11 protein-coding genes are annotated in these 11977 nt (G+C 60.7%); 9 read left to right on the forward strand and 2 right to left on the reverse strand.

Annotated features, from left to right (window positions below; genetic code table 11):
* Positions 1-65: 65 nt before the first annotated feature.
* Positions 66-1622, reverse strand: coding sequence for an AAA family ATPase (locus J3P96_RS04650; protein ID WP_434655650.1), 1557 nt, complete (start codon positions 1620-1622; stop codon positions 66-68).
* Between the two features lie 116 nt (positions 1623-1738).
* On the opposite strand from J3P96_RS04650, the gene mrcB reads away from it, so the two are divergent.
* Genes mrcB through J3P96_RS04665 form a run of 3 tightly spaced genes read left to right on the forward strand, consistent with a single transcriptional unit; the run spans position 1739 to position 5125 of the window.
* Positions 1739-4057: a penicillin-binding protein 1B gene (gene mrcB / locus J3P96_RS04655; protein ID WP_434655652.1), complete on the forward strand. Its 2319-nt coding sequence runs from the start codon at positions 1739-1741 to the stop codon at positions 4055-4057.
* Positions 4058-4073: 16 nt separating this feature from the next.
* A complete protein-coding gene (locus tag J3P96_RS04660; RefSeq protein ID WP_434655653.1) occupies positions 4074-4796 on the forward strand; it encodes a tetratricopeptide repeat protein in 723 nt (240 codons plus the stop codon).
* The gene (locus tag J3P96_RS04665) at positions 4796-5125 is read left to right on the forward strand and encodes a YqcC family protein (protein ID WP_434655655.1); all 330 of its coding nucleotides are present in this window, start codon (positions 4796-4798) and stop codon (positions 5123-5125) included. The genes J3P96_RS04660 and J3P96_RS04665 overlap by 1 nt, the downstream gene beginning before the upstream one ends.
* Positions 5126-5131: 6 nt before the next feature.
* Here J3P96_RS04665 and J3P96_RS04670 read toward each other — a convergent pair whose 3' ends face one another.
* The gene (locus J3P96_RS04670; RefSeq protein WP_434655656.1) at positions 5132-5554 is read right to left on the reverse strand and encodes a DUF4124 domain-containing protein; all 423 of its coding nucleotides are present in this window, start codon (positions 5552-5554) and stop codon (positions 5132-5134) included.
* 400 nt (positions 5555-5954) lie between these two features.
* Here J3P96_RS04670 and J3P96_RS04675 point away from each other — a divergent pair, with 400 nt between their 5' ends.
* From J3P96_RS04675 to msrQ, 6 genes are all read left to right on the forward strand, one after another.
* Positions 5955-7679 carry an acetolactate synthase 3 large subunit gene (locus J3P96_RS04675; RefSeq protein ID WP_305498794.1) on the forward strand — a complete coding sequence of 575 codons (1725 nt, stop codon included), beginning with the start codon at positions 5955-5957 and terminating at the stop codon, positions 7677-7679.
* Positions 7680-7681: 2 nt separating this feature from the next.
* Positions 7682-8173, forward strand: a complete 492-nt coding sequence (gene ilvN / locus J3P96_RS04680; RefSeq protein ID WP_003176102.1) for an acetolactate synthase small subunit — start codon at positions 7682-7684, stop codon at positions 8171-8173.
* A gap of 44 nt (positions 8174-8217) precedes the next feature.
* The gene (gene ilvC, locus J3P96_RS04685; protein ID WP_003185459.1) at positions 8218-9234 is read left to right on the forward strand and encodes a ketol-acid reductoisomerase; all 1017 of its coding nucleotides are present in this window, start codon (positions 8218-8220) and stop codon (positions 9232-9234) included.
* Positions 9235-9377: 143 nt separating this feature from the next.
* The gene (gene pssA, locus J3P96_RS04690) at positions 9378-10223 is read left to right on the forward strand and encodes a CDP-diacylglycerol--serine O-phosphatidyltransferase (RefSeq protein WP_305498795.1); all 846 of its coding nucleotides are present in this window, start codon (positions 9378-9380) and stop codon (positions 10221-10223) included.
* 75 nt (positions 10224-10298) lie between these two features.
* The gene (gene msrP / locus J3P96_RS04695; protein ID WP_434655658.1) at positions 10299-11312 is read left to right on the forward strand and encodes a protein-methionine-sulfoxide reductase catalytic subunit MsrP; all 1014 of its coding nucleotides are present in this window, start codon (positions 10299-10301) and stop codon (positions 11310-11312) included.
* On the forward strand, positions 11312-11932 hold the full coding sequence (msrQ, locus tag J3P96_RS04700; protein WP_434655661.1) for a protein-methionine-sulfoxide reductase heme-binding subunit MsrQ: 621 nt from the start codon (positions 11312-11314) through the stop codon (positions 11930-11932). Before msrP ends, msrQ begins: the two co-directional genes overlap by 1 nt.
* Positions 11933-11977 lie beyond the last annotated feature (45 nt).

The raw sequence follows: 11977 nt of genomic DNA on the forward strand, positions 1-11977 counted from the left end.
CGCCAGTATAGTGCCACTATTTGACGGCCGTGAAGCCGGGCGTCGCTTCACGGCCGAAATAATTCCTACAGGCCTGGCAAGCGTTGGCGGATCTGCGCGACCACAACATCCAGCGTGCCGCTTTCGTTGGTCTGAACCCGTTTGCTGCAAAGGATTTCCGCCGGGGTCAACGCTTCGCGGCCGGCCTGTTGGACGGCGATGACGGCCAGGTTCGCGTCGGACGGGTCCTTCTGGTCCGCCTGGCGCTGGGCGAGCCGGCTTTCGATCACCGCTTGCGGCGCGTCGCAGTCGAGGATCAGGAACGGCGCGCCCGTGCCTTCGGCGATCCTGGCAGCGGCGTCACGCTGCTCACGCTTGAGGTAGGTGGCGTCGATTACCACCGGGAAACCTGCGTGCAGGATCGCGTCGGCAATTTCATGCAGGCGGGCGTAGGTGGTGCTGCTGGCGTCGCTGCTATAAATGCCGGCCTGTGGATCGTTCGGTATTTGCTGCTCGCCGAACAGGCGCTTGCGCTCCACGTCCGAGCGCAGGCGAATCGCGCCCAGGGCCTCTACCAGGCGCATCGCGACGTGACTTTTGCCTACGGCGGAAACACCGTGGGTAATCGCCAGGAAGCGCGACGGGATGGTGCTGTAGCTTTCGGCCAGGTTGGCGTAGTTGCGGTACTGGCGCAGAGTCGTGGCGCGCTGCACCGGATCGGCTTCGGCGGGCATGCTGAACAGCGCGACCTTGGCGCGGACCAGGGCGCGGTAGGCCTTGTAGAAATTCAACAGCTCCAGGCCCTGGTAATCGCCCGTCAGCTCCAGGTACTGGCTGACGAACCGCCGCGCCAGTGACTTGAGGCCGCGGTCTTCAAGGTCCATCGCCAGGAACGCGGTGTCGGCGTAGACGTCGGTGAAACGGAACGGCTCGTTGAACTCGATGCAGTCGAAAATCACCACCTGGCCATCGATCACGGTGGCATTACCCAAGTGGATGTCGCCGTGGCATTCGCGGGTGAAGCCTTCGGTCTTGCGCTGGGCCAGCAGCGGCTTGAGGCGTTCGAAGCTGCTTTCGGCCCAGGCTTGCAGGGCTTCGAGTTGCAGCAGGTCAGCCTTGTCGCTGAGGAACGGACGGATCTGCTCGAAATTCTGCCGCACCGGCGCCATGACGCTGTCCGGCGTGCCTGCCGCGTTGTCGGCGGGCACCTTGGGCGTAGAAAGATGGAACTGGGCGATCTGCGCGGCCATTTCATCAATGTGCGCGGTGGTCAGTTCGCCGTTGGCCTGGAGCGTGCTGAGCAGTTGGCTCTGGGGAAACTGGCGCATCTTCAGGGCGTATTCGATGGCCGGACCATCACCGCCGAGGCTTGGCGCTTCGGCGCTGCCAGTAATCGGCAAGACTTCGAGATAGAGGTCCTGGGTCAGGCGCTGGTTCAGGCGCAGTTCTTCAGCGCAAAAATGCTTGCGCGCGTCGAGGCTGGTGAAGTCGAGGAAGCCGAAATTGACCGGCTTCTTGAATTTGTAGGCGTAGGGCCCGGTGAGCAACACCCAGGAAATATGGGTTTCGATGACCTGGAACCCTTCGACGGGATGCGGGTAAAGGGCCGGGTTTTGCAGGGCAGCGATCAGTGATTGGCTCACGGGCGATCCTTCAGAGACTGGAAAATTCAAGGCGGTCATTATGGCGGCAAGCGAGGCTAACGCAAACCTTGGCGGACGCATGTTGAACCACGCCAAAGTGCGTATAATCCGCCGCCATGACTCGTACCCGATCCCCCCGTACCCCCAAGAAACCTCCCGCCCGCCGCCTGCGGCCCTGGCTGGGCTGGGCCCTTAAACTGAGCTTGGTTGGCCTTGTCGTGCTCGCCGGTTTTGCCGTCTACCTCGATGCCGTGGTCCAGGAGAAATTCTCCGGCAAGCGCTGGACCATTCCGGCCAAGGTCTACGCGCGGCCGCTGGAGCTGTTCGTCGGACAAAAGCTCAGCAAGGAGGATTTCCTGACCGAGCTCGATGCCTTGGGTTATCGCCGCGAAAGCGTGGCCAATGGCCCGGGTGCAGCTTCGGTCAATGGCAACACCATCGACATCAATACTCGCGGCTTCCAGTTCTATGAAGGCATGGAGCAGGCGCAGCCGGTGCGGGTGCGTTTCTCCGGTGACTATGTGGCCGCGCTGACGGGCGCCAACAATGCGAGTCTGTCGGTGGTGCGCCTCGAGCCGCTGCTGATTGGTGGGTTGTACCCGAAAAATCTCGAAGACCGGATCCTGATCAAGATCGATCAGGTGCCGCCGTTCCTGCTTGAAACCCTGATCGCCGTCGAAGACCGTGACTTCTACCATCACTTCGGCGTCTCGCCCAAGTCGATTGCCCGGGCTGTCTGGGTCAATACCTCGTCGGGACACATGCGCCAGGGCGGCAGTACCCTGACCCAGCAGTTGGTCAAGAACTTCTACCTGACCAACGAACGCAGCCTGACCCGCAAGCTCACCGAAGCGATGATGGCGTTGTTGCTGGAGCTGCATTACAGCAAGCAGGAAATTCTCGAGGCCTACCTCAACGAGGTCTTTGTCGGCCAGGACGGCCAGCGAGCGGTGCACGGTTTCGGCCTGGCCAGCCAGTTCTTCTTCAGCCAGCCGCTGTCCGAGCTCAAGTTGCACCAGGTGGCGTTGCTGGTCGGCATGGTCAAGGGGCCGTCTTCCTACAACCCGCGTCGCAATCCGGAGCGCGCCCTCGAGCGGCGTAACCTGGTGCTGGACTTGTTGCAGCAACAAGGCGTGGCCACGGCCGAGCAGGTAGAAGCGGCGAAAAAGATGCCGCTGGGCGTGACCAAGCGCGGCAGCCTGGCGGACAGTTCGTTCCCTGGCTTCATGGACCTGGTCAAGCGTCAGCTGCGCGAAGACTATCGCGACGAAGACTTGACCGAAGAAGGCTTGCGCATCTTCACCAGCTTCGATCCGATCCTGCAGATGAAAGCCGAGGCCTCGGTCAATGACACCTTCAAGCGCCTGGCGGGGCGCAAGGGCTCTGACGAAGTCGAAGCGGCCATGGTCGTGACCAACCCGGAAACCGGCGAAGTCCAGGCGATGATCGGCAGCCGTCAGGCCAGCTATGCCGGTTTCAACCGGGCGCTGGATGCGGTGCGCCCGATCGGCTCGCTGATCAAGCCGGCGGTGTACCTCACCGCTCTGGAAAAACCGAGCCAGTACACGCTGACCAGTTGGCTCTCTGACGAGTCATTCTCGGTCAAGGGCGCGGACGGCCAGGTCTGGACGCCGCAAAACTATGATCGTCGGCCCCACGGCACGGTATTCCTTTATCAGGGCCTGGCGCATTCCTACAACCTGTCAACGGCTCGCCTCGGGCTGGAAGTTGGCGTGCCGAATGTGCTCAAGACCTTGGCGCGCCTGGGGGTGAACCGCGAGTTCCCGGCTTTCCCGTCGATGCTGTTGGGCGCCGGTGGCCTGACCCCGATCGAAGTGGCGGCGATGTACCAGACCCTGGCCAACGGTGGTTTCAATACGCCGATGCGTGGCATCCGCAGTGTGCTGACCGCCGACGGCGAGCCGCTCAAGCGTTATCCCTTCCAGATCCAGCAGCGTTTCGATCCGGCTTCCATTTATCTGATCCAGAGCGCCATGCAGCGGGTGATGCGTGAAGGTACCGGCAGCTCGGTCTATAACGTGCTTCCGCGGACGCTGACCCTGGCGGGCAAGACCGGCACCAGTAACGATTCGCGCGACAGTTGGTTCGCCGGCTTCAGCCAGGACTTGCTGGCGGTGGTCTGGCTGGGGCGTGACGACAACGGCAAGACGCCGTTCACCGGCGCCACCGGCGCATTGCAGGTCTGGACCAGTTTCATGCGCAAGGCCGACCCGTTGCCGCTGGACATGCCGCAACCGGACAACATCGTCCAGGCCTGGGTCGATTCACGCACCGGGCAGGGCTCCGACGCGAATTGCCCGGGCGCGGTTCAGATGCCGTATATTCGCGGCAGCGAACCGCCGCCCGGTGCGGCGTGTGGCGGCCAGAACCCAGCCGAATCGGTGATGGATTGGGTCAAGGACTGGGTGAATTAAGCAAAGAGGGTTTCAAGTGAACAAGTGGTTGATTCCAGCGGTAACCGCCGTGGCTTTGCTCAGCGGCTGCTCTACCGTACAGCGCGGTTCGATTCCGGTTGTCGACTCCGGTACCGCCGTTTCCAACAGCGAGCGGGTCTCGGCCAATGGCGGTTTCCGTCAGACGACCGTAAAGCGTCCGGTGCAGGGTACTCAGACCCAGGCGATTCCCCAGGGTGATACGGGCGTCGTGGTGATGGTGCCCGGTGGTGGCGCTGCCACGTCGGCACCCATCAGCAGCACGCCGATCACACCGGGGCCGATCACGCCGGGTCCTATCGAGACCTCGCCAATCGACCAGGGCAGTTACAGCATGCCATCGACGCCGAGCAGCATCCCGTCGGCGAGCTCCGGTGGCTTGTCCGCCGATGAGCAACTGGATGGTCCGGTGTTGGCGCTGCTGACTACGGCCCAACAGCAGCAGGCCGGTGGTGACCTCAACGGTGCGTCCTCCAGCCTCGAGCGCGCGCAGCGTGTCGCGCCGCGCGAGCCTCAGGTTCTTTATCGACTGGCCCAGGTACGCATGGCCCAGGGCGATGCGCCGCAAGCCGAGCAACTGGCGCGCCGCGGCCTGACATTCTCCAGCGGTCGGCCGGCACTCCAGGCAAGCCTGTGGGAGCTGATTGCCCAGGCCCGCGAGAAACAAGGCGACTCCGCTGGTGCCGCACTGGCCCGTCAGAAAGCCAAGGTTTCACTCTGATGGATGTTCGTTTTCCCCAGATCGCCGATCAGTTGCTGTTGATCGAGCGCGAACTGCGCGTCCAGGGTTGGTGGAGCAGCGTTTCGCCTTCGGCCGAGGCGCTGGCGAGTGTCGAGCCGTTCGCGGTCGATACCCTGGATTTCGAGCAGTGGCTGCAATGGATCTTCCTGCCGCGAATGAAGGCGATCCTCGAAAACGACCTGCCACTGCCCAACGCCTCGGGCATTCTGGCCATGGCCGAAATGGTCTATGCCCAGCGGCCAGGGCAGGGCGCCGAGTTGCAGCGGTTGCTGGCGCAGTTCGACCAGTTGATCAGCGACGCCAGCTGACTGCCTTCACTGGCAATGTTCTTCGATCTGCTTGCGGGTCTCATCGATGCGCTGGCGCCGCTCTTCATCCGTGAGCCGGCGCATTTCGCCTTCCACGTCTTCCCTGACCCTGGGATTGTTCTGCAGTTGCGCCAGGTTGGTCCTGGCCTGCTCGCAGAACGCCTTGAGTTGGGCTTCCTGCTCGGCAACTTGCTGCTTTACCCGTTGATCGATGGCCTTTTGATCGCCGACGACACCGCCGGTAACAGGTGCTGCCTGCTTGGGAGCGGGCGGTGCGGATTTGCCCACGGTTGTCGCCTCTACGCCTTGCGGCGGCTGGGCGCCGAAGTGGGTCACGCCCTGGGCGTCCACCCATTTGTAAATCTGGCCGGCCATGCTCATCGGGCTCAGGCCCGCCAGCAGGCAGGCCGTCAATAACATCGTTCGCATGCTGTTTCCTTGTCCTGGGTTGCGCAATTGAAGCTAACAGAGTAGCCGTTTAAAGGTTTTTTCTTGCGTTCTCATGTGCTTACTTCAATAAAGCACATTGACGACTTGACTTGCAGAGGGCGAAACAGAAGAATCCAAAGTCCGCTGTAGAGGGACTGCCAGAAGCAGACCCACTCGGCAGATCATGAGGCGCACATCCGCGCCGACCTGTTACACCCGCAACGCGTTACCTCGCGCTGGGTGGGAAAGGCCCGCAACACTTGGGACGATCCCAATACTTGCTCAGTCAGTGCTGACGTAGTCGGCGACCACCGTCGCTCATGCTCTGCCGAGAAGTAAACCTATTAAGACCCGTCCCCTTTTCGTGGGTCGGTATTCTGGCGTTTTAGAGGTGAACAACGTGGAGCTTTTATCTGGCGGTGAGATGCTCGTCCGCTTCTTGCGTGACGAAGGCGTCAAATACATCTACGGGTACCCCGGCGGTGCTCTTCTTCATGTCTATGATGCCCTGTTCAAAGAGCCGGAAGTGACCCACATCCTGGTTCGCCATGAACAAGCGGCCACCCACATGGCGGACGGTTATGCCCGCGCCACCGGCAAGGCCGGCGTGGTTCTGGTGACATCCGGCCCTGGCGCCACGAACGCCATCACCGGTATCGCCACGGCCTACATGGACTCGATTCCGATGGTGATCATCTCTGGCCAGGTGCCCAGCACCATGGTCGGTACCGATGCGTTCCAGGAAACCGACATGATCGGTATCTCCCGGCCGATCGTGAAGCACAGCTTCATGATCAAGCACGCGTCGGAAATCCCGGAGGTCATGAAAAAAGCCTTTTACCTGGCTGAGTCTGGTCGTCCAGGCCCGGTCGTGGTCGACGTGCCGAAAGACATGACCAACCCGGCCGAGAAATTCGAGTACATCTATCCGAAAAAAGCCAAGCTGCGCTCCTACAGCCCGGCCGTACGCGGTCACTCGGGACAAATCCGCAAGGCCGCCGAAATGCTGCTCGCGGCCAAGCGCCCGGTCCTGTACTCGGGTGGTGGGGTCATCCTCGGTGGTGGCTCCGCGCCGCTGACCGAACTGGCCAAGATGCTCAACCTGCCGGTTACCAATACCTTGATGGGGCTTGGCGCCTACCCGGGCACCGACCGCCAGTTCATCGGCATGCTCGGCATGCACGGCAGCTACACCGCCAACCTGGCGATGCACCATGCCGATGTCATCCTGGCCGTGGGCGCGCGTTTCGACGATCGGGTCATCAACGGCCCGGCGAAATTCTGCCCGAACGCCAAGATCATCCACATCGACATCGACCCGGCGTCCATCTCCAAGACCATCAAGGCAGACGTGCCGATTGTCGGTCCGGTCGAGAGCGTGCTGACCGAGATGGTCGCCATCCTCAAGGAAATCGGCGAGGCTCCGAACAAGGAGTCCGTGGCCGCCTGGTGGAAACAGGTCGATGAATGGCGCGGTGATCGTGGCCTGTTCCCGTACGACAAGGGCGACGGCAGCGTGATCAAGCCGCAGACCGTCATCGAGACCCTGTGCGAAGTGACCAAGGGCGATGCCTTCGTGACTTCCGACGTTGGCCAGCACCAGATGTTCGCGGCGCAATACTACCGGTTCAACAAGCCTAACCGCTGGATCAACTCCGGTGGCCTGGGCACCATGGGCTTCGGCTTCCCGGCGGCCATGGGCGTCAAGTTGAGCTTCCCGGACAACGACGTCGCCTGCGTCACCGGCGAAGGCAGTATCCAGATGAACATCCAGGAGCTGTCGACCTGCCTGCAGTACGGTTTGCCGGTGAAGATCGTCAACCTGAACAACGGTGTACTGGGCATGGTTCGCCAGTGGCAGGACATGAGCTACGGCAGCCGTCATTCGCATTCCTACATGGAGTCGCTGCCGGACTTCGTCAAGCTGGTCGAGGCCTACGGTCACGTGGGCATCCGCATCACCGACCTGAAGGACTTGAAGTCCGGGCTTGAAGAAGCCTTCGCCATGAAGGACCGCCTGGTGTTCCTCGATATCCAGGTCGATACCAGCGAGCACGTCTACCCGATGCAGATCAAAGACGGCTCCATGCGCGATATGTGGCTGAGCAAGACGGAGCGTACCTAATCATGCGACATATTATTTCCTTGCTTCTGGAAAACGAACCGGGTGCTCTGTCTCGTGTAGTGGGCCTGTTCTCGCAGCGCAACTACAACATCGAAAGCCTGACCGTGGCGCCAACCGAGGACCCGACCCTGTCGCGTCTGACGCTGACCACCGTGGGCCACGATGAAGTCATCGAGCAGATCACCAAGAACCTGAACAAGCTGATCGAGGTGGTCAAGCTGGTGGACCTGTCGGAGAGCGCTCACATCGAACGCGAACTGATGCTGGTCAAGGTCAAGGCCACCGGCGCCCAGCGCGCCGAGATCAAACGCACTACCGATATTTATCGTGGGCAGATCGTCGACGTCAGCGCCAGCGTCTATACCGTTCAGTTGACCGGTACCAGCGACAAGCTCGACAGCTTCATCCAATCGATCGGCACTGCCTCGATCCTGGAAACCGTACGCAGTGGCGTCACCGGGATTGCCCGTGGCGACAAAGTACTGAGCATCTAACCAAATTAGCGAATGGCCGGAATGGCCGGATATAGGGGAAATTCATGAAAGTTTTCTACGATAAAGATTGCGACCTGTCGATCATCCAGGGCAAAAAAGTCGCCATCATCGGCTACGGCTCCCAAGGTCACGCCCAGGCGTGCAACCTGAAGGATTCCGGCGTTGACGTAACCGTCGGCCTGCGCAAAGGCTCGGCTACCGTCGCCAAGGCCGAGGCCCACGGCTTGAAAGTCACCGACGTGGCTTCCGCCGTTGCCGCTGCCGACCTGGTCATGATCCTGACCCCGGACGAATTCCAGTCTGCCCTGTACAAGAACGAAATCGAGCCGAACATCAAGAAAGGCGCCACCCTGGCCTTCTCCCATGGCTTCGCGATCCATTACAACCAGGTTGTGCCGCGCGCCGACCTCGACGTGATCATGATCGCGCCGAAGGCCCCGGGCCACACCGTCCGTTCCGAGTTCGTCAAGGGCGGCGGTATCCCTGACCTGATCGCGATCTACCAGGATGCGTCCGGCAATGCCAAGAACGTTGCGCTGTCCTACGCCGCCGGCGTGGGTGGCGGTCGTACCGGCATCATCGAAACCACCTTCAAGGACGAGACTGAAACCGACCTGTTCGGTGAGCAAGCCGTTCTGTGCGGCGGCACCGTCGAGCTGGTCAAAGCCGGTTTCGAAACCCTGGTTGAAGCTGGCTATGCGCCAGAAATGGCCTACTTCGAGTGCCTGCACGAACTAAAGCTGATCGTTGACCTCATGTACGAAGGCGGTATCGCCAACATGAACTACTCGATCTCCAACAACGCCGAGTACGGCGAGTACGTGACCGGTCCGGAAGTCATCAACGCCGAATCTCGCCAGGCCATGCGCAACGCCCTGAAACGTATTCAGGACGGTGAATACGCCAAGATGTTCATCAGCGAAGGTGCCACCGGCTATCCTTCGATGACCGCCAAGCGCCGCAACAACGCCGCTCACGGTATCGAAATCATCGGCGAGCAACTGCGCTCCATGATGCCGTGGATCGGTGCCAACAAGATCGTCGACAAAGCCAAGAACTGAGTCGCGACTTGATCGAAAAACGCGGCCCTGGCCGCGTTTTTTCGTTTGGGCATTGGCTTCTGGTATAAAGCTGCATCGTTTGCGGCCGAACCGTCGTCCCAGACGCCTGTCGAATTTTTTCACACCGTTGCAAGGTACTGTCCATGAGCGAACGTCCCGACGAGCCGAACCAGGCTCCTGACGCCGAAAGCCTGTTGCCCATCGATGAACACGTCGAAGAGGGCCATGACGCTGAAGGCCGTAAGGTCCGGCATCGTGGCATCTATCTGCTGCCGAACCTGTTCACCACCGCGAACCTGTTTGCCGGCTTCTATTCCATCATCAGCTCCATGAGCGCCCAGGCGGCGCTCAGTGCCGGTGACAGTGCCGGGGCAAGCCGCTATTTCGCCCTGGCTGCCATTGCGATATTCGTCGCCATGGTGCTCGATGGCCTTGACGGGCGCGTGGCCCGCATGACCAATACCCAGAGTGCATTCGGCGCCGAATACGACTCACTGTCCGACATGGTCGCGTTCGGTGTTGCCCCCGCGTTACTGGCGTTCGGCTGGGCGCTGGGCGACATGGGCAAGGTCGGCTGGATGGTGGCTTTCATCTATGTGGCCGGTGCCGCGTTGCGCCTGGCACGTTTTAATACCCAGGTCGGCACTGCCGACAAACGCTACTTCATCGGTCTCGCGAGCCCTGCAGCCGCGGGCGTGGTGGCCGGCGTGGTCTGGGCATTCAGCGACTACGGCATCCAGGGCTCGAAAATGTCGTTCCTGGTGGCATTGCTGGTTGCGGCGGCCGGGATGCTGATGGTCAGCAACATCAAATACAACAGCTTCAAGGAACTGGATCTGAAAGGTCGCGTGCCGTTTGTCGCGATCCTGGCTGTGGTGCTGGTGTTCGCCGTGGTCTTCAGCGATCCGCCGCGTATCCTGCTGCTGGTATTTCTCGCCTATGCTGCGTCGGGTCCGGTGCAATATTTGTTGCGTCTTCGCCGACGCTAAACGTTGCCTTAATCTAATTTCCCCCATACTCCGCAGTCTATTGGTGCATCTGCCCTCCAACACTGCGGAGTCGTCATGCTGATCAAGATCCCCAAATCGTCCGACAGTCGTGAATCGGACGTCACGCCTGAATCCTTCTATCTATCCCGTCGCAAGTTGCTAGGGGCATCCGTGGCTGGCCTCGCCGTGGGTAGCTTGCCGCGATGGGCCGGCGCTGCGGATGTAGCGCGTTATCCCAATGTCGAGCCAGGCAAGGCGCCGGCCTGGTTGGCCGAGAAGGTTGCAGCTACCCAATGGGGCGCGGTGACGGCTGGAAATGAGTCGATCACTCCATTCAAGGACGCCACCCACTACAACAACTTCTATGAGTTCGGAACCGATAAGGGTGATCCGGCGGCCAATGCAGGGTCGTTGAAAACCGAACCTTGGAGCGTAGTCGTGGAGGGTGAGGTGGGTAAGCCGGGCCGCTATGGGCTGGAAGACTTCATGAAGCCTTATCAGTTGGAGGAGCGGATTTATCGATTGCGCTGTGTCGAGGCCTGGTCGATGGTCATTCCGTGGATCGGCTTTCCCATTTCCGCACTACTCAAGCAGGTCGAGCCGACCTCCAAGGCCAAGTACATTCGTTTCGAGACGCTGCAGGATCCCAAGATCATGCCGGGCCAGCGTTCAGGCTTTGCCCTGATTGACTGGCCGTATGTGGAAGGTTTGCGGCTGGATGAGGCGATGAACCCGCTGGCAATCCTCGCGGTTGGGATGTACGGGCGGGAGTTGCCGAACCAGAACGGCGCGCCGTTGCGGTTGGTGGTGCCATGGAAGTATGGCTTCAAGAGCGTGAAATCCATCGTGCGGATCAGTCTGGTCAGCGAGCAGCCCAAGACAACCTGGCAAAGCATTGCGGCTGATGAGTACGGCTTTTATGCCAACGTCAATCCCACCGTTGACCATCCGCGCTGGACCCAGGCGCGGGAGCGTCGTTTGCCGAGCGGGCTGCTCAGCCCCAACGTTCGCGATACGTTGATGTTCAACGGCTATCAGGATGAAGTGGCTTCTTTATATGCAGGGATGGACCTGAGGAAGGATTATTGATGCGTTTTCTGGCGTGGCGGATCGGCGTATTCATCGCGGCGGCGATTTGGCCAGTGCTTTGGCTTTACGAGGCATTGGCGAATTTCCTGGGGCCGGACCCGGGCAAGGTGCTGGTGGATCGGTTGGGGTTGGGGACGCTGATCCTGTTGCTGGTTACCTTGTGCATGACGCCGCTGCAGAAACTGACGGGGTGGGCGGGGTGGATAGCCGTCCGGCGTCAGTTGGGTTTGTGGTGCTTTACTTATGTCGTACTGCATTTGAGCGGGTATCTGGCGTTCATCCTGGGGTTCGATTGGTCACAGCTGGGTGTGGAGCTGGGCAAGCGGCCTTACATCATCGTCGGAGCGCTCGGTTTTCTTGGCTTGCTGGCGCTGGCAGTGACGTCCAACCGCTACAGCCAGCGGCGACTGGGCGGGCGCTGGAAGAAACTGCATCGCCTGGTCTATCCGATATTGGGGCTTGGGTTGCTGCATATGTTGTGGATCGTGCGGGCCGATCTGAAGGAGTGGGCGATATATGCCTTTATAGGTGCGGTACTGTTGGTGCTCAGGGTGCCTGCGGTGATGCGGCGTATCCCGCGTCTGATGGGGCGGAAGGAGCCTTCTGCAACAAAAACGTAATTAATGGTTGACGGCAAAATCTGGATGTCTATAATTCGCCCCACT

It is taken from the genome of Pseudomonas sp. R3-56 (genome assembly GCF_051132075.1).
In the GTDB taxonomy this organism is placed as follows: domain Bacteria; phylum Pseudomonadota; class Gammaproteobacteria; order Pseudomonadales; family Pseudomonadaceae; genus Aquipseudomonas.